The sequence below is a fragment of the Pontibacter toksunensis genome (assembly GCF_042686245.1).
GTDB classification, from domain to species: domain Bacteria; phylum Bacteroidota; class Bacteroidia; order Cytophagales; family Hymenobacteraceae; genus Pontibacter; species Pontibacter toksunensis.
Window position 1 is genome coordinate 60686 of sequence record NZ_JBHUOX010000004.1, and the last position, 20491, is coordinate 81176.

General features: G+C 48.9%; 20 protein-coding genes. 14 read left to right on the plus strand and 6 right to left on the minus strand.

The features are described from left to right. The first annotated feature begins 135 nt into the window (after nucleotides 1-135). Nucleotides 136-489: a 50S ribosomal protein L19 gene (gene rplS, locus ACFS7Z_RS06790; RefSeq protein WP_377482662.1), complete on the plus strand. Its 354-nt coding sequence runs from the start codon at nucleotides 136-138 to the stop codon at nucleotides 487-489. Nucleotides 490-651: 162 nt separating this feature from the next. Further along, entirely contained in the window at nucleotides 652-1236 is a 585-nt protein-coding gene (locus tag ACFS7Z_RS06795) for an inorganic diphosphatase (RefSeq protein WP_377482664.1), read from the plus strand. A 360-nt stretch (nucleotides 1237-1596) separates the two neighbouring features. On the opposite strand, the gene ACFS7Z_RS06800 is transcribed toward ACFS7Z_RS06795, so the two are convergent. After that, a complete protein-coding gene (locus tag ACFS7Z_RS06800) occupies nucleotides 1597-2295 on the minus strand; it encodes a DNA repair ATPase (RefSeq protein WP_377482666.1) in 699 nt (232 codons plus the stop codon). A gap of 216 nt (nucleotides 2296-2511) precedes the next feature. Here ACFS7Z_RS06800 and ACFS7Z_RS06805 point away from each other — a divergent pair, with 216 nt between their 5' ends. The 3 genes from ACFS7Z_RS06805 (at nucleotide 2512) to ACFS7Z_RS06815 (ending at nucleotide 4635) form a co-directional block, all read left to right on the plus strand. Beyond that, nucleotides 2512-2919, plus strand: coding sequence for a 6-pyruvoyl trahydropterin synthase family protein (locus ACFS7Z_RS06805; protein WP_377482667.1), 408 nt, complete (start codon nucleotides 2512-2514; stop codon nucleotides 2917-2919). Then, nucleotides 2882-3586 carry a GTP cyclohydrolase I FolE gene (gene folE, locus ACFS7Z_RS06810; RefSeq protein ID WP_377482668.1) on the plus strand — a complete coding sequence of 235 codons (705 nt, stop codon included), beginning with the start codon at nucleotides 2882-2884 and terminating at the stop codon, nucleotides 3584-3586. Before ACFS7Z_RS06805 ends, folE begins: the two co-directional genes overlap by 38 nt. Before the next feature lie 128 nt (nucleotides 3587-3714). Then, nucleotides 3715-4635, plus strand: a complete 921-nt coding sequence (locus ACFS7Z_RS06815) for a TIGR01777 family oxidoreductase (RefSeq protein ID WP_377482670.1) — start codon at nucleotides 3715-3717, stop codon at nucleotides 4633-4635. A gap of 188 nt (nucleotides 4636-4823) precedes the next feature. Here the strand turns inward: ACFS7Z_RS06815 and ACFS7Z_RS06820 are convergent, their stop codons facing one another. Then, nucleotides 4824-7154, minus strand: coding sequence for a penicillin-binding protein 1A (locus ACFS7Z_RS06820; RefSeq protein WP_377482671.1), 2331 nt, complete (start codon nucleotides 7152-7154; stop codon nucleotides 4824-4826). A 363-nt stretch (nucleotides 7155-7517) separates the two neighbouring features. Between ACFS7Z_RS06820 and ACFS7Z_RS06825 the strand changes: the two genes are divergently transcribed. From ACFS7Z_RS06825 to ACFS7Z_RS06840, 4 genes are all read left to right on the plus strand, one after another. Next, complete coding sequence (locus ACFS7Z_RS06825) at nucleotides 7518-8000, plus strand: hypothetical protein (protein WP_377482673.1); 483 nt, start codon at nucleotides 7518-7520, stop codon at nucleotides 7998-8000. A gap of 183 nt (nucleotides 8001-8183) precedes the next feature. After that, on the plus strand, nucleotides 8184-8969 hold the full coding sequence (locus tag ACFS7Z_RS06830) for a class I SAM-dependent methyltransferase (protein ID WP_377482674.1): 786 nt from the start codon (nucleotides 8184-8186) through the stop codon (nucleotides 8967-8969). A 163-nt stretch (nucleotides 8970-9132) separates the two neighbouring features. Beyond that, on the plus strand, nucleotides 9133-10008 hold the full coding sequence (locus ACFS7Z_RS06835) for a UbiA family prenyltransferase (protein WP_377482676.1): 876 nt from the start codon (nucleotides 9133-9135) through the stop codon (nucleotides 10006-10008). A 55-nt stretch (nucleotides 10009-10063) separates the two neighbouring features. Continuing rightward, nucleotides 10064-10537 carry a hypothetical protein gene (locus ACFS7Z_RS06840; protein WP_377482678.1) on the plus strand — a complete coding sequence of 158 codons (474 nt, stop codon included), beginning with the start codon at nucleotides 10064-10066 and terminating at the stop codon, nucleotides 10535-10537. A gap of 85 nt (nucleotides 10538-10622) precedes the next feature. Here the strand turns inward: ACFS7Z_RS06840 and rho are convergent, their stop codons facing one another. Then, nucleotides 10623-12431: a transcription termination factor Rho gene (gene rho / locus ACFS7Z_RS06845; protein WP_377482680.1), complete on the minus strand. Its 1809-nt coding sequence runs from the start codon at nucleotides 12429-12431 to the stop codon at nucleotides 10623-10625. Nucleotides 12432-12716: 285 nt separating this feature from the next. Between rho and serS the strand changes: the two genes are divergently transcribed. Continuing rightward, the gene (gene serS / locus ACFS7Z_RS06850) at nucleotides 12717-13991 is read left to right on the plus strand and encodes a serine--tRNA ligase (protein ID WP_377482682.1); all 1275 of its coding nucleotides are present in this window, start codon (nucleotides 12717-12719) and stop codon (nucleotides 13989-13991) included. A 239-nt stretch (nucleotides 13992-14230) separates the two neighbouring features. On the opposite strand, the gene ACFS7Z_RS06855 is transcribed toward serS, so the two are convergent. The 3 genes from ACFS7Z_RS06855 to polX are packed head-to-tail and all read right to left on the minus strand — an operon-like array spanning nucleotide 14231 to nucleotide 17368. Continuing rightward, a complete protein-coding gene (locus tag ACFS7Z_RS06855; protein WP_377482684.1) occupies nucleotides 14231-14632 on the minus strand; it encodes a hypothetical protein in 402 nt (133 codons plus the stop codon). A gap of 18 nt (nucleotides 14633-14650) precedes the next feature. Beyond that, nucleotides 14651-15634: a glycosyltransferase family 9 protein gene (locus ACFS7Z_RS06860; protein ID WP_377482686.1), complete on the minus strand. Its 984-nt coding sequence runs from the start codon at nucleotides 15632-15634 to the stop codon at nucleotides 14651-14653. A 36-nt stretch (nucleotides 15635-15670) separates the two neighbouring features. Then, nucleotides 15671-17368, minus strand: a complete 1698-nt coding sequence (gene polX / locus ACFS7Z_RS06865) for a DNA polymerase/3'-5' exonuclease PolX (protein ID WP_377482688.1) — start codon at nucleotides 17366-17368, stop codon at nucleotides 15671-15673. Nucleotides 17369-17571: 203 nt separating this feature from the next. On the opposite strand from polX, the gene ACFS7Z_RS06870 reads away from it, so the two are divergent. The 4 genes from ACFS7Z_RS06870 (at nucleotide 17572) to ACFS7Z_RS06885 (ending at nucleotide 20304) form a co-directional block, all read left to right on the plus strand. Beyond that, nucleotides 17572-17979 carry a hypothetical protein gene (locus tag ACFS7Z_RS06870; RefSeq protein WP_377482689.1) on the plus strand — a complete coding sequence of 136 codons (408 nt, stop codon included), beginning with the start codon at nucleotides 17572-17574 and terminating at the stop codon, nucleotides 17977-17979. A 73-nt stretch (nucleotides 17980-18052) separates the two neighbouring features. After that, a complete protein-coding gene (locus tag ACFS7Z_RS06875; RefSeq protein WP_377482691.1) occupies nucleotides 18053-18235 on the plus strand; it encodes a hypothetical protein in 183 nt (60 codons plus the stop codon). 58 nt (nucleotides 18236-18293) lie between these two features. Continuing rightward, nucleotides 18294-18698, plus strand: a complete 405-nt coding sequence (locus ACFS7Z_RS06880) for an EVE domain-containing protein (RefSeq protein ID WP_377482693.1) — start codon at nucleotides 18294-18296, stop codon at nucleotides 18696-18698. 115 nt (nucleotides 18699-18813) lie between these two features. After that, nucleotides 18814-20304, plus strand: coding sequence for a hypothetical protein (locus tag ACFS7Z_RS06885; protein WP_377482694.1), 1491 nt, complete (start codon nucleotides 18814-18816; stop codon nucleotides 20302-20304). Nucleotides 20305-20491 lie beyond the last annotated feature (187 nt).

The following is a 20491-nucleotide window of genomic DNA, read 5'->3' on the forward strand; positions in this document are numbered from 1 at the left end:
GCTACGAGCCTCACAGTCATAGAGAAAAGGTAGCTAAAAACAATATTTTTTTACTGCAGATATTCTTATGTAAGAAATAATTACATATCTTTGCAGTCCGAAATTTGAAGAAGATACTTTAAGAACATAGCCATCATGAGCGAATTAATTAAATTCATTGAGCAGGAATCTACAGACAAGCGTGCCTCTTTCCCATCTTTTCAGGCGGGCGATACTGTAAACGTACACGTAAGAATACGTGAAGGTAACAAAGAGCGTATCCAGCAGTTCCAGGGCGTGGTGATACAGCGTAAGAACGTGAACACGAACGGCGAAACTTTCACTGTAAGAAAAGTATCTAACCAAATCGGATTAGAGCGTATTTTCCCTTTACTTTCTCCATCTATCGAGCAAATCGACCTGGTGAGAAAAGGTAAGGTAAGAAGAGCCAGACTGTACTACCTGAGAGGTTTGCAGGGTAAGGCTGCTCGTATCAAAGAAAGAAGATAAAAATACCTGTTTTCATAATTATAATAGTTTTAGTGAGAGAGGAGCCGACCAACGTCGGCTCCTCTTTTTTGTTTACCGGATTTTGTAACACGCTCCGGCATTACTTTCCTCTCCGGCACAGGCTTGCTATATTTGTGATACCCTGAATCAAAAAAGCGAAAGATGAAACTGTACACCGCTCTGTGCCTGCTCCTGCTGGCATTGCTGCTTTTCTCCTGCAAAAATGATTATGCCGAGTTGCCTGCTTACACCGGGAATAAACAGCTTCAGGCTGTAATAGAGACCCCTGCCGGCAGCAACCACAAGTTGGTGTACAATCGCGAAAAGAAGGCGTTTGTGAGCGACAAAGCCGCCGACATGGACCGCGTGATTGGCTTCCTGCCCTACCCCGGCAACTTCGGCTTTATTCCCTCCACAGAAATAGACAGCAACGGCAAAGGGCTGGAAATACTGGTACTCTCAGAGCGAACAGAGACAGGCACTGTGGTCGAGGTGATACCTGTAGGGTTGATACAGCTGGAAACAGCCGGAGAGCTGCAGCACATTGTGGTGGCAGTGCCAGCAAGGCCAAGCGAGCGTTATATTGATGTCACCAGCTTTGTCGCCCTCACCCAAGAGTACCCTGCTGTTAAAACCATCCTTCAGAATTGGTTCGCGAACTACAACCCCGCCGCCCACACCAGCTTCGTAGGCTGGCGCGACGAAAAATTTGCAGACAAAGAAATACAGCGCTGGATGAAACTATAGGGTTAGTTTTCTTTTATACCTACTAGCCTGCATAAAAGCAGGATAAAAAGCAATCTAGTTTAGCTCATTTGTGCTCAAAATTAATTTTATTCACAACACAACAAGACCCTAAAAACTGAAGCAGCAGACTCCCCTCCTTGGATAAGGAGGGGTAGGGGTGGTTTGACCCGGTAAAGCAGAAACAGGGTCTGGGAAGTCCCCAGCAGTTTGGTTTCGGACAGAGATATCCGAAAAAGCATATAAGAAGCTTTAGCGACTCGCCAACAAGATCCTTACAGGATGACAGAAAACAGCACGCCCGCTATACATGCGGTATAGCGGGCGTTTTTACACTTTGGCTGTTACAGCTTAAAAGCTGTGTTACTTTATTGCCTTCAGCTTCTCTCTTACCAGTTCTACAGACTTCTCCATATCCTGCACCTGTTGGCGGCTAATTTCCTGCTGCTTTACGTTGTGCTCCACATTGAGTTCTAACTGTTTCAGTTCCTCCGTATTCCGTGCCAGTTCAGCCTCCAAATCCTGCTTCCGCTGTCTATTCTTGTCAATTTGATTCTGAATGCTGTTGGCTTCCTTCACCACCCTGTCCTGCTCTGATTTTCTGGCGCGCAACACTTCCTCCGCCTCGTTTATCTGGCGCAGCACATCATCGCGATACAGCCTACGGGCGAAGCCTCGCATAAAGCTTTCGGCTGCGGCATACTCCTTTGGCGTGGCGTCTTTATCAACATAAGCCACACCCATGTCCAGGCTCCACCAGATATTACTGCCCTGCGCGTTGCTGCCAACCATGGAAGTAACACGTAACGGAGTGCTTGAAATTGTATCAATCACAGCACCCTCAACCGTTAACAAACCTTTACTGGTTTTTACTTTCCCTGCCTTTTTGCCCAAGTATTCTTTCCAGGATTTCTCTACTGTCTTCGGGTCAAGCTCTACCGAAAGCTGCTGTCCACGCCTGATTACCCCATTTATCTCCCGTTCTTTCTCTATTACATGCAATGTTTGTGCCTGGCAAACTCCTGCAATCAGTAAAAGCACTGCAAGTATAATTCCTCTCATCAGCTAAGGTATAATTGTACTATTTGTATTGATTTGCAGGTACTAAAATAGGAAAACAGGCGGAGAAAGAGTGTGTGCCGGCGAAATTATTTTCACCTGAAATTGGTTTGGGTTTCAGGGTAGGTACATTAACTTTGCAAACTTATAGCTTTCGCAGTCCGAAATGGTTTTGCCCTGGCACCGAACAAACATACAACTGATGTTGTTGGAGATACTATGAAAGTAACTATTTGCCGAAAGGAACATTTCAACGCTGCCCACAGGCTCCACAATCCCGCCTGGACTGATGAGAAAAATCAAGAAGTTTTCGGACTGTGCAACAACCCCAACTACCACGGCCACAACTATGCGCTTTTTGTAAAGCTAACTGGCACCGTAAATCCTGAAACAGGCTATGTGTATGACCTCAAAAAGCTGAGCGATCTCGTAAAACAGGAAGTAATAGATTTGTTCGACCACAAAAACCTGAACCTCGATACAGAAGAATTCAGGAACCTGAACCCGACTGCAGAGAACATAGCAATCGTGATATGGGAGAAGCTTCGCGCTAACATCAGCACCGATTACGAATTAGCCGTAACACTTTATGAAACAGAAAGAAACTTTGTGGAATACAATGGATAACCACAGCAACAATATTGACAGAGATGAGGAGGCGATAGATGACCACGTGATGAGTTCGCTGGATACACCCCTGCGGGCTGATGCATTTGCTCTTTCTGACGCAGAGAAAGTTGAGATCATCAAGGGTCACTTTCATGAAATTATGCACACGTTGGGTCTTGATTTAACAGATGATAGCCTGAAAGGCACTCCGCTTCGCGTAGCCAAGATGTATGTGAAGGAAATCTTCAGCGGCCTGAATCCGGAAAACAAGCCGGTGGCACGCCGATTCGAAAACAAGTACATGTATAACAAAATGCTGGTGGAGCGTGATATCACGGTTTACTCCTCCTGCGAGCACCACTTTGTCCCTATCATAGGAAAAGCACACGTGGCTTACATCCCGAATGAGCACGTAATAGGCCTTTCAAAACTGAACCGCATTGTGCATTATTATGCCCGCCGCCCACAGGTGCAGGAACGTATGACCATGCAGATAGCCGATGAACTGAAGCAGGCCCTGCAGACAGAAAACGTAGCCGTAATGATAGAGGCTGACCATTTATGTGTGATGAGCCGTGGCGTAGGCGATGTGAGCAGCAGTACCATCACCGCTGAGTATTCCGGCCTGTTTGACAAGCAGGAATACCGCACTGAATTTTTAAGTCATATACGCAGCAAGCATTAACTCCTGCCATTGCACCACTGGCTTTGCCAATTTACCCGCTTATTTTCCTCCTAAGCAATATTAGAAAACTTAAATATACTTGTATTGCGTATAGGGGAAGCAACGCCTAAACCCGTTCAAGAATTACTATGTCTGGAAAAATATTAATTACAGGGGGATCAGGATTAGTCGGTATGCGTCTTTCGGAGATGCTCATCGACCAGGGCTACGAAGTAGCGCACCTGAGCCGAAACCCTGACAAGGTCTCCAACTATAAAACCTTTAAATGGGATGTGAAGGGAGGCACTATTGATGAGAACGCCATCACCTACGCAGACTACATCGTGCACCTGGCAGGTGCCAGTGTGGCAGAAGGGAAATGGACGGAAGAGCGGAAGAAAGAGATAATCGACAGCCGCGTGCAAAGCTCTAACCTGCTTTACAGATGCCTGAAAGAATCTGAACATCACGTGAAAGGGTTTATTTCTGCCTCGGGTATCAATGCTTACGGCGACTCCGGCGACAAGCTGGTATCAGAGGAAAGCACCACCGGTAATGATTTCCTGGCGGAGGTTTGCAGGGCTTGGGAGGACTCTGCATGGCAGATGCATGAGTTGGGTTTGCGCACGGCTATCATGCGGCTTGGCATTGTATTGAGTACAAAAGGTGGCGCCTTACCACAAATGGCAAGACCTGTAAAGATGATGGCCGGCGCTACGCTGGGTTCCGGCAAGCAGTATATGTCCTGGATACATATTGATGATGCCTGCCGCCTCTTTATCAGGGCCATAGAGGATCCCCAGTTTGAGGGTGTTTACAATGCTGTCGCACCACATCCCGTTACAAACAAGGTATTTATGAAAGAGTTGGCTGAGGCCATGAAAAGGCCACTCGTGCTACCCAAAGTACCTGCTTTTGCCATTAACTTGGTGATGGGAGAAATGAGCGATGTAATACTGGCCAGCCTTCGTGTAAGTGCTAATAAAGTACTACAAACCGGTTTTACCTTTGAATATAATTATTTGGAAGAGGCCCTAGAGTCTTTTTATAAGGAGGAAAACAATGGATAAAACTCTACTTTAAAAAATACATGAGTACAAGGATAGGAGACAATATTATTTCTTTCGGATAAAGGCGTCAGAAAGCTTCTGGCGCAAAAGAAGCGATAGGGTTCTTTATATTTCGCAACATAAAACGGAGAGGGCCAGCTACAAATAGCTGGCCCTCTCCGTTTTATGTTTTCTCCGTTCTGGTGATGCTATAAAATACTTCCTCCTACGTTCAGGAGTTCCAGCATTTCATCCAGTGCGGTCGAATCCGGCTCCACCTGCCTTGGCAGCACGGTAGTGCAGTTATACTTTTTACTTATATCAACAGTTGGTCCCGGAAAACGGCCTTTGGTATAGCCCAGCGACTTGTCTTCATAAATTTTCTCCATGTACAGGCCAAAAACAGGCAGTGCCGTTTTGGAACCCTCCCCCAACTGCGATGTACGGAAGTGAATACTTCTGTCTTCACCACCTACCCACACACCGGTTACCAGATCTTTCGTCACACCCATAAACCAGCCGTCAGAGTGGTTGGAGGTCGTACCGGTTTTACCGCCAATCTCATTGCCATTCCAGAGGTCATACTCCCACAGCGCCTGCGATGTACCACCCGGTTCCTCAATACCGCCCTTCAGCATGTGCATCATCAGGAAAGCTGTTTCCTCGCTCAGCACCTTCTTCTGCTTCGGCACAAACTGGTGAATCAGGTTACCATTTCGGTCTTCGATGCGGGTAATGAACATGGGCTCTGTATGGAAACCCTGATTCGGAAAGGTGCTGTAGGCACCTACCATATCGAAAATGGAGACATCACTCGGGCCAAGGCCAATAGAAGGCACCTCCTGCAGCGGGCTGGTAATGCCCAGGCGGTGTGCATAGTTCACCACAGTCTCCCACCCTACCCGCTCTGTAAGCTGCGCAGTTACCGAGTTCACTGATTTACCCATGGCACGGCGCAGGGTCATAGGAGCACCGGTATATTCCCAGTCGGCATTAGTAGGCGACCAGTCCATTTTCTTCCCGTCCTCCACATAGTTAATGGTGATGCGCTTGTCTACAATCTTATCGCAGGGCGAGTAGCCATTGTCAATGGCAGCCACATACACAAATGGCTTAAAAGTAGAGCCAGGCTGGCGACGCGCCTGTTTCACGTGGTCATACTTAAAGTACTTGAAGTTGATACCTCCAACCCAGGCTTTGATATGACCGGAGAAAGGATCCATCGTCATCATGCCCCCATGCAGGAAGTGCTTGTAATACGCCAGTGAGTCCAGCGGGCTCATCATCACTTTCTTTTCCAGCGAGTCGTTGTCCCAGGTGAACACCATCATCTCACGCGGGGTGTTCAGCTCTTTGTTGATGGCAGCCTCATCATTACCATGCTTTTCTTTCAGGCGCTTATAGTAGGCGGTTCGCTTGATTGTTTCTTCTATGAAGCCTGAAATCTCCTGGTCTTTCTCATCCACCCAGGGATTCCTGCCTTCCCAATGGTTATCGAAGCGGCGCTGCAGCGTGCGCATATGCTCCTCCATTGCCTCCTCTGCGTGTACCTGCATCCTGGAGTCTATGGTGGTGTATATTTTCAGGCCATCGCGGTACAGGTCGTAGCCATTTTCTTTTGTCCACTCCTGCAGGTGTTCGGCCACGGCCCCTCTGAAGTAGGTGGCAGGGCCATCATAGTGGTTTTCTACCTTATATTCCAGCACCAGGGGCAGTTCACTTAACGAATCAGCTTGTGCAGGCGAAATATACTTGTACTTAGCCAACTGCCCAAGCACAGTGTTACGGCGGCGGGTTGCATTTTCAGGGTTAAATTTAGGGCTGTAGTACGAAGGGGCTTTCAGCAGTCCTACCAGTACAGCAGCCTGCTCTGTTTTGAGGCTATCTGGTGTGGTATTAAAAAAGGTTTTGGAGGCCACCTTAATGCCAAAGGAGTTCGAACCGAAATCCACCGTGTTCAGGTACATGGCTAGGATTTCCTCTTTGGTATAGCGCTGCTCCAGCTTAATGGCCGTCAGCCATTCCTTTGTTTTGGCTATAACAAGGCTAACTCCAGGAACATGACCCAGCACGCCTTTGGAATCGGCTGTACGGGTTTTGTAGAGGTTCTTGGCCAGCTGCTGCGTAATGGTACTGGCGCCCCGGGCATCGCCCTGTAAGCTGCCGTAAGCTGCCGACATAATAGCGGCCGGGTCAATGCCGGAGTGATCATAAAACCGGATGTCTTCTGTGGCAACCAGGGCCTTTATCAGCATCGGCGACAGGCTGTCGTAGCCAATCGGGCTGCGGTTTTCCTTGAAGTACTTCCCAATCAGCTTTCCGTCTGATGTATAAAGCTCAGACGCCATATCAGAGCGCGGATTTTCCAGCCTGTCGAGGCTTGGGGAAGAGCCAAACAGGTAGAACAGGTTGTTGTCTACACTCAGCAGGTACCCCAGCACAAAAGCAAAGCCCAGAAAGAAAACTTTCCAGACAAACCCTATCACACTTTTATATACCGGCCGCTTCGGTTTTTCTATCTTTTCTTGCTCCTTCAGCATTGTAATCAAACAGAGGGTACTATCTTTAAATTCCCGTTCACGCTCACACCGCACGTTTAGCCCTTCCCTGGAACCGCAAAATGAAGATACCAGAAATCCAAAACTACGAACACAGGCATGTAGTTCCGGCTACTGACTAAAAATAAGCTCTGCCGGCACTTGTGGTCTTTCCTTTTCACGGGCAAACCAAAGTTCAAACATGATCCGTAAACGACTGCAAATATACCTTTTGTACGCAACAACTAAGATGTAACAGCACAAAACTTAGTGAAGATCGGGTCAACACAACCGTTCTTTTCTGATGGCTGCCTATCTTTGTGGTATATGCGATTATCAGGAATGCAACAAACACTACAACAGGCTTTGGATAGATTGAAAGGGCTGCCGCTCACCAAAACCACCCGGAACGAGCTGGTGCAGTACTTTCACTTCGGCAGCACCCACTATACTACACCGCAAGGCCTAGTGCTGGACATAGGGGAACTCACTCTGGCTGTGAACTGCCCCTGGCAGCTGCAGCAGCCGGAGGAGGCACCTATCAGGCACAGCGAGGTTTTCATGCGGAAGCGCGAAGCAGGCCTGCCCTCGCTTAAATTCGACTGGAAAATACCAGGTGCTAACCTACGCGACCAGCGCCTGATGGAGCTTATAAGAGCAGGCAAAAGCCTTGCAGTAGAGCACGTGGAACAACTGGAAAACTTTGGACTGGCTATTCACTTTACTGCTCAAGCCACACTCACTGTCTCTCCTAACTCTGAAAAGCCGGCAGAAGAATACTGGCAGCTGTTCAGTAACACCGGGGATGGCCTGAAAGCTGGCGCTGGCCAGGACGGTATCAGAGTATAGGTTTTGTCACTTTCAGAATAGATATTTTCTCTGTTCTTCAGATAAAGCAGCCAATAGTTTAACTGCCCTACCCTACTGCATCAGGAAGAAAGTTCAGGACATCCTTAGTTACGCCCAGCCGCCCTTACTTGCCGCAGTAACCTTTCAAGTGGTGGCATAGTATGGTTCTACAAAGCATCTGCCTTGAACATACGCCTTCAACTTTTTGAACTGGAAGACCAGAAGTGGTTTCCGCACGTCATCCGGCAGGGGATGCTGGACTTCCTGCGTTTTATGATCTCGAAGTTAGGAGCCTATAAACCAGCGCTTCCCCTGTTGCAGGAGCTGTTAGAGCGCACTGGCCGGCACCATATCACAGACCTTTGTTCCGGTGCCGGAGGAGGCATTGAAGGAATCCAGCAGGCGCTGAGCCAGCGCATGGGCACCACCATCTATGTCACCCTTACCGACTTATATCCTAATTTAGAAGCATACCGGTACCTGCAGCAGTCATCAGGAGGGGCACTTGATTTTATTCCGCAGCCCATAGATGCAACAGCCGTGCCTGAGAGCATTACCGGTGTGCGCACTATCTTTTCGTCTTTCCATCACTTTCCGCCTTCCGTTGCGCAGGCCATACTACAGGATGCGGCCAACAAGAAGTCGGCGATTGGTATTTTTGAGGGAGCCAGTAAAAAATGGTACGAACTGCTGCTGCTGTGGCTATTCTTTCCGGCTATTATATTTGTCGCAACGCCTTTTATTCGGCCCTTCAAGGTTAGCAGAATCTTTTTCACCTACTTTTTTCCACTTATTCCACTGGGCATTATCTGGGACGGCACTGTTTCGCTCCTTCGTATATACACACCGCAGATGCTGCAGCACATGACAAATAAAATTGATACCCCCGGCTATACCTGGCGCACTGGTAAAGTTGGCTCACGCACAGGCAAGCATGTTATTTACCTGATAGGGTATCCGGCAGAATAATGTGATTGCCTTATGATTGAATGTGCAAATGATGTAGGGACCTGCAAAACTCAAGCAAGATCCCTGCCTGTTGAAAGGACAACTTTGCAAGAAAGCCCTCCTTAAGAAGGAAGACACAATATTATAATATAACACAAAAGCATCTGTTAATAGTAACTGATAAATGAATAGCTATCGAAGTGCCCTCACGCTGATGCGTATTCCATTTTCTATCTACCTGATGCCCATCTTCTGGTTTGCATTGAGTACGGTGACAGATTATGATATCTGGCGGGCAGTAGCTGTATTCTTAATTCTACACCTGCTGGTGTACCCTGCCAGCAACGGCTACAATTGCTACTACGACCGGGACGAGGGCAGCATAGGAGGACTCAAACATCCGCCTAAGGTAACACAGCAACTGATGCACCTTGTCTTGCTGTTTGACATGCTAGCCATCGTGTTGGGGATTATACTGTCACCGCTTTTCGGTGCACTGGTTGCCCTGTACCTGCTTATTTCGAAGGCGTATTCTTACGACGGAATCCGCCTGAAAAAGTACCCGGTTCTCAGCACTTTCGTCGTCACCTTTTTCCAGGGGGCTTTTACCTATTTTATGGTGCAGGTAGGTATTGGCCTTTCCCTGGTAGCGGTGCTGCAATCTCCCAATGTGTGGTTTGCCCTTGTCAGTACTCTCTTTCTCTGTGGCTCCTATCCCCTCACCCAGATTTACCAGCATGAAGAAGACAGCCTGCGCGGAGACAGAACTCTGAGCTTGGTTCTGGGTGTAAAGGGCACCTATCTCTTTGCCGGAGTCAGCCTGGCTCTTGGAAGTGCCGTGTTGCTTTACCTGTATTACAATACAGAACAGGTATGGAATATTTTTATTTTCCTGGTCTTCACGGCACCTATCCTGTACTTCTTTACTGGCTGGATGCTAAAGGCGCAACGCGACCTGCAGGTGGTGAATTATCAAAACACCATGCAGATGAACAAGATTTCCTCTATCTGTATCAGCTTAGCCTTTATTTCCATTATTGTAGCAGGTTTGTATCTGTAGCACATTTAAAACTTAAGCTTCAGGCATCGTATACAGGTAAAACGCTGGTGTACTTATGATGTTCCTCTATGCTGTACTTGCTGGCTTAGCTGCCACCGCCGCCATGACTGCTTTTCTTTACCTGCTTTCCTACGCCACGCACCGGGTAATGAAGGTGACGAAGATTTTAGGGACCATGCTGCTATACCGCACACAGCCTGACGGAGGCCTTTCCGATGCAGGGAGTACCAGAGCAGTCGGCAATCTCGCCCATTATGCCGTAGGTGTTTTCTTTGCCCTGATGTACCTGGCCACCTGGAATTCCGGAGTGGGTTTGTTAACTGCCTCATGGGGACTTTTCCTCGGCCTGGGGCACGGCATTATTGCCATGGTGGTCTGGTATTTCTTTTTCATGGTACACCCTAAGCCGCCGCTCCTGAAGTTACAGACTTACCTCATCACACTTATTTTTGCCCATATTGTTTTCGGCTTTGTCGTCACCTATACCTTTCACCTGCTCACCCAGCCGGAGTACAATTTCTGGCAGTAAGTAAAATCCGCATTTGTCTGAAAACAAAGCAGCCCGCTTACCTTTCGGCAAGCGGGCTGCTTTGTTTTCAGTGTCGATAAATGGCTTAGCCGTTCATCGAGATCAGGAATTCCTCGTTGCTCTTGGTTCCCACCATTTTGTCTTTCAGGAACTCCATTGCTTCTATAGAGTTCATGTCGGACATAAACTTGCGCAGAATCCAGATACGGTTCAATTCGTCTCTGTCCATAAGCAGGTCTTCGCGGCGTGTACCGGAAGCAGGAACATCGATAGCAGGATATGTACGTCTGTTCGCCAACTTGCGATCCAGCTGAAGTTCCATGTTACCGGTACCTTTAAATTCTTCAAAAATCACCTCATCCATCTTAGAGCCAGTGTCTATCAGGGCAGTGGCGATGATGGTAAGCGAACCACCGTTCTCTACGTTACGGGCCGCACCGAAGAAACGCTTCGGCTTGTGCAGCGCATTGGCATCCACACCACCTGATAATATTTTACCGGAAGAAGGAACAACCGTGTTATAGGCACGGGCAAGGCGGGTAATGGAATCCAGAAGGATAACTACATCATGACCACACTCTACCATGCGCTTGGCTTTATCCAATACAATGCTTGACACCTTCACGTGGCGCTCGGCAGTTTCGTCGAACGTAGAGGCAATTACCTCTGCATTTACGCTGCGTGCCATATCTGTTACTTCTTCTGGTCGCTCATCTATCAGCAAAATCATCAGGTATACTTCCGGGTGATTTTCAGAAATGGCATTCGCAATTTCCTTCAGCAATACCGTTTTACCTGTCTTTGGCTGCGCCACAATCATACCGCGCTGGCCTTTACCGATTGGAGCAAAGAGGTCCAGTACACGTGTTGATATCAGGCTTGGTTTTGTTGTCAGTTTCAGGCGCTCCTCCGGGAAGAGTGGCGTCAGGTGCTGGAACGGGATACGATCACGGATTTCCTCAGTGGTTCGGCCGTTTACCGTCTCAACCTTTAGAAGGGCAAAATATTTCTCTCCTTCTTTCGGAGGACGAATCTGTCCTTTTACTGTATCTCCTGTTTTAAGTCCAAAGAGCTTTATCTGCGACGGCGACACATAAATATCATCCGGAGAGGCAAGGTAGTTGTAGTGCGTAGAGCGCAGGAAGCCATACCCATCCTGCATCAGTTCCAACACACCCTCGTTCAGGATAATGCCATCAAACTCTTTAAAATTGTTGCTATTCGCGGCCTGCTGTTGCGTGTTACGGCGCGGATTAGAATCGTTTCTGTCGCTGCTGCGGTTGTCGTTGCCCCTGTTATCGTTGCGGGGTTCCCTCTCGTTACGGTCGCTGCGGTTGTCGTTACCACGGTTATCGTTGCGGGGTTCTCTTTCGCTGCGTTCGCCTCGGTTGTCATTTCCCCTGTTATCGTTGCGGCCTTCTCTGTCGGTGCGGGAATCTCTGCCATCGCTGTTGCCCCTGCTGTCTTTGCTATCATCCCGTTGCACACGCTCACGATGGTTCTGAGAGCCATGGTCTTTGGTTGGTGCCGGTGTCGGTACAGCAGCGGTAGCTGGAGCATTCTCGCTGCGTGCAGTTGCCTGCTCACGTGCAGGGCGCCTTTCTTTTCTTGCAGGTGCAGGTTTTGCCGGAGCCGGTGCTGCTGCTACTTCTACGGGTACTTCCTCTGCCGCAATTGCACTTTCAGGCGCTTCAGCCACACCGACTGGAGCAGCTACAGGGGCAGATTTGTACTTCTTAGGTAATTTCTCAGGAGGGGTAACTGCTTGCTGATCAAGTATCTTATACACAAGGTCCTGCTTGCTTAGCTTCTTGAAGTTTTTTACGCCTAAGTCCTCAGCAATTTCCTTGAGTTCTGAAAGAAGTCTATCTTTCAATTCATCAATATTATACATAAATAACGGTATGGTAGTTTATTAGCCTGCCAGGTCGCACTTGAGCGAACGCAGCGAGAAATCTGTTATCAATCAGGAAAATAGAATAGGTTGCGAAAGAGTCAGAGTGGCGCAGGGAAGAGCCTTACTCAGTAATTGTAACGCAATGTTATTGCAATGCCTTTTAATTAACAAATATTACGGAGTATTTAATAAAAAAAGTTTCAGTTTTATGCGAAAAGATTTCGTAAATGCCTCTAACTCCTCAAAAAAGTATATTTTTGTGGGTATACATAACACCCAACTATGCTACAGTTAACAGTTTTAAGAGAGCAGACAGCACATGTGATTGAAGGTCTGAACAAGAAAAACTACAAAAACGCGGCCGATGAAGTTAACACTTTACTAGACCTTGACCAGCAGCGCCGCCAGGTACAAAGCGAACACGATGAGCTTCAGAGCAGGGCCAACACTATCTCAAAAGAGATAGGTGTGCTGATGAAGAACGGGGAGCGCGAGAAAGCAGAAGCCTACAAATCCGAGACATCTGAACTGAAGCAGAAGACCAAATCACTGGCCGAGCAATTTTCTGCCCTGGAAGAGCAGATACAGCAAGCTTTATACAGGCTGCCGAACCTGCCGCATGAGAGTGTGCCTACTGGTAGAACAGCAGAAGACAATGAAGTAGTTCTGCAACACGGGGAAATTCCTGAATTATTTGAGGGGGCTCTACCGCATTGGGAGCTTATCCAGAAGTACGACATCATAGATTTTGAGCTTGGCAATAAAATTTCAGGAGCAGGTTTCCCTGTTTATAAAAAGCAGGGAGCGCGTTTGCAGCGTGCCCTCATCAACTTCTTTTTAGATGAGGCCACCAAAGCCGGCTATATGGAGGTGCAGCCCCCTATCCTGGTAAACGAGGCGTCTGGTTACGGAACCGGCCAGCTCCCAGACAAGGACGGCCAGATGTACCATGCCACAGCTGACAACCTCTACCTTATACCGACTGCGGAAGTGCCTATCACCAATATTTACCGGGATGTTATAATGCCTGCGGAGCAGCTGCCTGTTAAGAATGCCGGCCACACGCCCTGCTTCCGCCGCGAGGCAGGCTCATGGGGTGCCGACGTGCGCGGGCTGAACCGCCTGCACCAGTTCGACAAGGTAGAGATTGTGCAGGTAACGCTGCCGGAGAAATCGTATGAGGCATTGGACGAAATGAGCCAGCACATACAGGGACTTTTGCAGAAGCTGGAGCTGCCCTACCGGGTACTGCGCCTGTGTGGCGGCGATATGGGTTTCACCGCTGCGCTTACCTTTGATATGGAAGTATATTCTGCTGCTCAGGGCCGCTGGCTGGAAGTTAGTTCTGCCTCTAACTTTGAAACGTACCAAGCAAACCGCCTGAAGCTGCGTTACAAAACTGAGTCTGGCAAAACGCAGCTGCTGCACACACTGAACGGCAGCGCCCTGGCCCTGCCACGCATTGTAGCCGCTTTACTCGAGAACAACCAGACTCCAGACGGCATTAACATGCCGAAAGTGCTGCATCCTTACCTAGGTTTTGAGAAAATAGGTTGATTTGAAGATTTGGTGATGAAGAGATGGTTGAGTCTCCAGGAGGCACATAACAGAACAGCCGATGAAAGGTAGATTCATCGGCTGTTCTGCATTATGCTGTGCTTGGCTTTACTGTTATGCAGTGACTCGCCCTCGTACTGTACATGCCTTTACATGCCGTTGTTATTGCTTTCACCAACAACGGTGAAAGGCTGTAGATCCTTCGCATTATCAAGTCTCCTTATCCCCACATTTCAACGTTAGCCGCCAAACTGCTCCTGGTACTGCTGATAATAATTTTTCAGCTTATACTTTTTGAGCTTGACCTTCGCCTCTTCTATACGTTGCTCCGTCAGTTCCTGCCTTTGTAAGAGTTGCAGCAGTTGCTCTTGCTCATCAGCACCTTTCTCCACCGACGAATGCGCCTGATGAAACTCCGGAGAGAGCGATAGTTTGTTCTTTAGCACATCTATAAAATTTGCAGCCACCAGCTTTTCCAGCGCCGCTTCTACTTCCTTTAGTGAGAACACAGTGCCATCTATGGCATCGGCCATCAGCAGTACATCCTGCAAGTTGGCTCCTCCTTCTCCAGCAGTTACCAGCAGCAGCGCCTCAAGGAACTGTGAATCTGTCTCCTGCCACATTAGGTTATACTTCGGCATCTTCAAACTTCCTTTTCTTCAAATATTCAAATCTTCAAAAGAAATATCCCGCATACACTTAAAATGACCTTTGGGGCATTTGCTGTAGCCAATCTTGGAACAGGGGCGGCAGCTGAGGCCGTGCACTTCCAGTACTTTATACTTTGTCCGGAAGGGATACATGCCAAACTCCGGAATGGTATTGCCCCACACGCTGATGATGTCTTTCCCAAAAGCAGCTGCAATGTGCATCAGGCCGGTATCATGGCTGACCACCTTCTCAGCCTGCCGCACCAGCGAGGCAGAACCATTTAAGCTGTACTTGCCGCAGGCGTTGTGTATCGTTGTCTGTTGTCCGTTGCTCTTTTTTCGGGTTTGGAAGTAGGCTGCTATTTCTTCTCCGGTGGCAGCGTCTTCTTTGCCGCCTAGCAGCATAACAGGCTGCTGCAGGCGCTCACACAGCTCAATAATACGCTCGGTAGGCAGGCGCTTGGTGTAGTGCTGGGCACCTATGGCAAACGCCACATACCCTTTCTGAAACGCGGATGGCAAAGTATGTGCATCAACCTCGTCTTTGGCAGGTATAAAGTAGTCCAAACCTTTGCCATCGTCTTTTACGCCCAAGGAAGCGGCGGCATCCAGGTAACGCTGCACAATATGAACATCCGGCAGGCGGTTGAGCTTGAAGTTAACCATGAGCCACTTTTCGTAGTTAAGCTTTTTAAAGCTCCTGCCAGGCTTGCCCAGGCGGGTCCTGATAATGCGGGTGCGCAGGTTATTGTGCAGATCCACGACATAGTCAAAGTTCTCGGCCTTCAGCTGTTGTACCAGCTCTTTCAGGCTACCACCCAGCAAATGCGTTTTATCAACGTAGGGGTTGTGCTCCAGTATACTTTTAAAAGCCTGCTTGGTGCAGTAATGCACCTCCGCATCAGGTACCTGCTGTTTGATGCAGCGCACCACAGGCGTCGTCAGCACAATATCGCCGATAGAGGAAAAGCGTAGTATAAGGATTTTAGGCATTTGCTTTTAAATGCGCCGGGTGGTGCGTTCTCTATTTTATTTTGTTTTCCGCGCTCTGAAGTACTGCTCCACCTCTTCTGCAGGCTTAGCGTTGAAGGTCATTTCTTTTGTAAGGCCTCCCTTTCTGCCAACCAGCACGCCATAGCGCATATCGTCGAATCCGCTGGTATGGTGAGCATCGGGGTTTATGCTCAGCATCACCCCTTTTTCTATTGCATACTGCACCCAGCGCCAGTCTATGTCCAGGCGCCACGGGTTAGAATTGATTTCGATGATGACGTTGTTGGCAGCACAGGCATCAATCACCATCTTATGGTTTATTGGGTATCCTTCGCGGCGCAACAACAGGCGGCCTGTCGGGTGGCCGAGGATGGTGGTATAGGGATTTTCTATCGCAGTGATGAGACGGGCAGTGGCTTTTTTTTCATCCATGTTCAGCGTGCTGTGGATAGAGGCCACGATAAAGTCGAATGTCTTCAGGATATCTTCGCTGTAATCCAGCGAGCCATCACCCAGAATATCAGATTCTATTCCTTTAAAAATTTTGAACGGTGCCAGTTTCTTATTCAGTTCATCAATTTCCTTTTGCTGCCGCAGCACATCTCCCTCCCGCAGGCCTCCGGCATACGAGGCTGTTTTGGAGTGGTCTGAAATACCCAGGTATCCGTATCCCATGTCGCGGCAGAAGGCAGCCATTTGCTCCAGCGTATGCGCACCATCAGAGTAGGTGCTGTGGTTGTGCAGGCTTCCTTTCAGGTCTGACAGCTCCAGCAGTTTCGGCAGTTTGTTCTCCAGGGCCAGTTGCAGTTCGGTAGTTCCCTCACGCAGTTCCGGTTCAATATAAGCCATACCTGCCGACTTGTATATATCTGCCTCAGACGCATATGCCTGCTCGCGCACGACCGTTAGCAGGTTGGTAGTGCTGGTAAAAAGCTGTGCCAGGTGCTCCAGCGCAGCAGAATGCAGCAGCACTTCGTTGGCAAAACGCGCTGTCGGCGCCAGCTTTACCTCCACTGATAACCCACTTAGCGTATGACTGCCGCGCCAGGCCAGCGGCCCGGATGCTTTTTCATCCTGCTCCAGCGTCTGTAGGTTGTTCAACTTTTCTGTTGCGTCGGCAGGGGCATCGGTTGCCACCACCAGTTGCAGTTGCTCCACTATTTCCATGCATCGGCGAATATCCCCCGTCAGGCTTACCTGTACCTCCGGGAGAGCTTCCTTTACGCTCTGCAGCAATTCATGAGCGGCAGACTCGGCTTCGGCGAACAGCAGCTTACCCCGGTTCTGCTGCGTAAATAGCAGGGCCTGCTTTATGTTTTCCTGTGTTTTGGCTCCAAAGCCTTTCAGCTTGCTTACCTTGTCCTGCTCGCACGCCTCCAGCAGCTCCTCCACCGTCTCGGTGCCAAGTTCTCTCCAGAGCGTACGGACTTTCTTAGGCCCTATGCCTTTTATGCGCAGCATCTCCACCACCCCGGGCGGTGTGGCCGCCAGCATCTGGTCCAGTTCTTCAAAAGAACCTGTGGTGTTTATTTCTACAATTTTGGCGGCAATGCCTTTGCCTACTCCACCTATTCCCTCCAACTGGGCCTGGCTCATTCCGGCCAAAGGTGCCTCCACCAGTTCCAGTGCGGCTACCGCATTGACGTAAGAGCGTACCTTAAAAGGATTCTCATCGTGCAGCTCCAGCAACTCCGCTGTCAGCTTAAACAGTTTTATAATATTCTTATTTTCCAAAGCGCTGTTCTGTATACCTGCAAAGATAGAAAATGCCGCTGAACCTTGCCTGCCACACCACCTATATTCAGCCGCCACCCGTATACTTTTGATTTGCAGCAGCACTTGTAGCTAAATCACCTTAGCACATCAGGCTTTTACATTAGCAGGCTTCTATATAAAAGAAGAAATGCCTAACTTAGCCTTGTAAACCCATTTTAAGTATGAAATACGCCTCATTACTCTGCCTGCTCTGCCTCGTGCTGGCAGCGGTTACCTGCAAAAAAACCGATAAGCTGGCAGCAGCGCTGATAGATAAAACCTGGCTGCATTCTTTTGAGGAAGACAACGGTGACACGCTTGTATACCGCCCGAACACCTACGAGTTTCCACCGTCCCGTGGCCGCACCGGATTTATGCTGGAGTCTGGCGGCGTGATAAAACGCTATGAAATTGCCCCAACCGACGGGCTGGAGGAAAAACTGGGGGAATGGGAAGTGATAGACAAGCGCAATGTGCAAATCCGGATGAAGCCTGACAGCAACCCGCCGCAGCATTACCAGGTGCAAATACTTTCACTTGAGGGCGACGTGCTGAAAATAAGAAGACAGCCTATACCCGGAAGTAATTAAGTATTACTTCCGGCTGGCTTTGTTCCTCTGTTTGGTACAGCCTGTGAGAGTTGAACAGTTTAAACCTGCCCTCATGTATAAGAAGCTTTCACTAAAGGCGAGAATAATTATTTTAGCAGCGCTGACAGTTCTGTTCATCTTCACGCTGTCTATGACTAACATAGAAAACCTGCTTGGATGCATTATCGGGGGCATTATTGCTGGGCTGCTGTTCACGGAGTACAGTATGTACCTGCAGCGCCGTAGAGCAGAATAATACTCCAAATTCGTTCCCTCTGTTTCAGAAATTCAACAGTTTACCTATACAACAATACATGCAACACTGGCTCGTAAAATCAGAACCCGAGAAATATGCCTGGGCCGATTTAGTGAAAGATGGCCGTACTACCTGGGACGGCGTCCGGAACTACCAGGCGCGTAACAACATGCAGCAGATGCAACCCGGTGACTTGGTACTATACTACCACAGCGTATCGGAAAAGGCTGTAGTAGGCATCGCGAAAGTAGAAAAAGCCGCTTACCCGGACCCAGCCACTGATGACGACAGATGGGTGGTGGTGGATTTGGTACCCTTCCGCGACTTTAAGGAGCCCGTAACACTGAAGCAGATAAAGCAGGACAAGCGCCTGGAAAACATAGCGCTCCTGCGCCAGTCACGCCTATCGGTCATGCCGCTTACCGGCGAAGAGTTTGATGTACTCCTCGCATTGGGGAATTAAGACAGAACTTAAAAACTGGTCAGCCATAACAACGAACAGCAGCTAAATTCAGTACAATGATTTAGCTGCTGTTTTATATTTACCCGTACCTAATAGCATTAACACCCTGTTATTTATGGTTCTCTTTCGTTACCTGATCACCTTTCTTTTCTTGCTTCTACTGTTCCCGGCGCTCGCTCAGGGTCCTGCACAACCCGTGCGCCTCGAGCTGCCCCTCGACATGGAGGCAACCGACGCAGAAGTGATAGCCCTCCCGGATAGCAGTCTGCTGGTATACTACAGGGTCAGCAACACTTGGCAGACTGAGGCCTCTTATAACTTTTCGAAATTCAATCACGAGCTCGAGCAGGTATGGTCAGACACTGTGAATATTGCTGCGAACTCTTACTACATCCGGCATTACACAGAAGCCCCCTATACCTATTTCGTGTTTGGCGAGGATGACCTGCAGGAGTATACGTTTGTGAAGCTAAACAACAAAACGGGGCAACTACAGCACAGCCATTATGAGTTGGAGCCGATAGATGCGGTATATGAGTTCAATGTACTAAAGGGCAACTACTTTGTGATTGGCCGAAACAAGAAAGAAAAAAGACCAGTGCTCCTGCACGTGAACACCAGCACGAAAAAGGTACAGCTGCTGCCATCGGTATACGGAGAAGAGTCAACCTTTTCTGACCTTTTAGCCGATCCCGCACAAGGCCGTATCTATGCAGTTCTGTCGGAGTCTAACGGGCGCATTTCGCGGCTGCAGGTAAAAAGCTTCGATGCCTATGGCAGGTTACTTAATAACCGCTTCATACTGCAACAGGAAGACAAGACCCTGCTAAACGCAGAGATTACTCCCGGCGACAGTTCCCAGAAAATGCTTTTTGGCACCTATGGCGCCCGTGACTTGCGCTACAACCAGGGCTTTTTCACTACCCCGGTGAACACGACCATGGTGGATGAGGAAGGCAACTTTTACAGTATGACGCAGCTAGAGAACTTTTTTAAGTACCTCAAGCCCCGCCAGGAGGAGCGCACCCGCCGCAGGGAGGCAGCCCGCCTGAAATCGGGCAAAGGCCCGGGATACCGTTACCGCCTGCTGCTCCACGATCTGATTCCTTTTCCTGACGGCTACGTAATGGCAGCAGAGGTATACTACCCCCAGTACCGTAGTTCAAGCAGCAACTGGGGCCTCGACCGCTCCTTCTCCCTGGGCCGCCAGGAAGAAGCCTATAAACGCACCCATGTTGTTGTCTTAGGCTTTACGAAGGAGGGCAGGCTGCTCTGGGACAATGCCTTTCCGCTTAAGGACGTAGCCAGTTACCAACTAGTGCACACTGTTGAGGTAGGCCGCCTACCAGATGGCCGCGTGGTGGTGGCTTATCCAAAAGAAGAAAAGATCATCTACCACATCATGGACGGCAGCAAGTTCAGGGAAGAGGAGACAGAACTCGAAATACTCACCTACGAGGAAAACGAAAAAATACAGGCCACCTTCAGCCCTGGTATTATACGCTGGTACGGCGACAACTTCGTAGCATTCGGTTTTCAGCGTATCAAGCCAAAGGCTGAAGCTTCCCGCACCATTTTCTACCTTAACAAGATCACATTCGATTAAGCTGCTTGCTATACGCATCTTTGCTGCATCATCAACCGGGAGGAGGCACGGGCCAGGTACATGCATCTTAAGGAAGCGTCACCTCTCTCGTTAAGCCTGAATTGCCGGCGGCTGCACCAGCTATGAGGACACTTTTGCGGGCGTGTTTCCTTCTGGTAGTCCATTATCACACTGCGCTATTCAACAA

Bases quoted from the DNA above. Each gene is read 5' to 3' on its own strand.
- rplS (WP_377482662.1), top strand. From the start codon at position 136: ATGAGCGAATTAATTAAATTCATTGAGCAGGAATCTACAGACAAGCGT.
- ACFS7Z_RS06795 (WP_377482664.1), top strand. From the start codon at position 652: ATGAAACTGTACACCGCTCTGTGCCTGCTCCTGCTGGCATTGCTGCTT.
- ACFS7Z_RS06800 (WP_377482666.1), bottom strand. From the start codon at position 2,295: ATGAGAGGAATTATACTTGCAGTGCTTTTACTGATTGCAGGAGTTTGC.
- ACFS7Z_RS06805 (WP_377482667.1), top strand. From the start codon at position 2,512: ATGAAAGTAACTATTTGCCGAAAGGAACATTTCAACGCTGCCCACAGG.
- folE (WP_377482668.1), top strand. From the start codon at position 2,882: ATGAAACAGAAAGAAACTTTGTGGAATACAATGGATAACCACAGCAAC.
- ACFS7Z_RS06815 (WP_377482670.1), top strand. From the start codon at position 3,715: ATGTCTGGAAAAATATTAATTACAGGGGGATCAGGATTAGTCGGTATG.
- ACFS7Z_RS06820 (WP_377482671.1), bottom strand. From the start codon at position 7,154: ATGCTGAAGGAGCAAGAAAAGATAGAAAAACCGAAGCGGCCGGTATAT.
- ACFS7Z_RS06835 (WP_377482676.1), top strand. From the start codon at position 9,133: ATGAATAGCTATCGAAGTGCCCTCACGCTGATGCGTATTCCATTTTCT.
- ACFS7Z_RS06840 (WP_377482678.1), top strand. From the start codon at position 10,064: ATGATGTTCCTCTATGCTGTACTTGCTGGCTTAGCTGCCACCGCCGCC.
- rho (WP_377482680.1), bottom strand. From the start codon at position 12,431: ATGTATAATATTGATGAATTGAAAGATAGACTTCTTTCAGAACTCAAG.
- serS (WP_377482682.1), top strand. From the start codon at position 12,717: ATGCTACAGTTAACAGTTTTAAGAGAGCAGACAGCACATGTGATTGAA.
- ACFS7Z_RS06855 (WP_377482684.1), bottom strand. From the start codon at position 14,632: ATGCCGAAGTATAACCTAATGTGGCAGGAGACAGATTCACAGTTCCTT.
- ACFS7Z_RS06860 (WP_377482686.1), bottom strand. From the start codon at position 15,634: ATGCCTAAAATCCTTATACTACGCTTTTCCTCTATCGGCGATATTGTG.
- ACFS7Z_RS06870 (WP_377482689.1), top strand. From the start codon at position 17,572: ATGAAATACGCCTCATTACTCTGCCTGCTCTGCCTCGTGCTGGCAGCG.
- ACFS7Z_RS06875 (WP_377482691.1), top strand. From the start codon at position 18,053: ATGTATAAGAAGCTTTCACTAAAGGCGAGAATAATTATTTTAGCAGCG.
- ACFS7Z_RS06880 (WP_377482693.1), top strand. From the start codon at position 18,294: ATGCAACACTGGCTCGTAAAATCAGAACCCGAGAAATATGCCTGGGCC.
- ACFS7Z_RS06885 (WP_377482694.1), top strand. From the start codon at position 18,814: ATGGTTCTCTTTCGTTACCTGATCACCTTTCTTTTCTTGCTTCTACTG.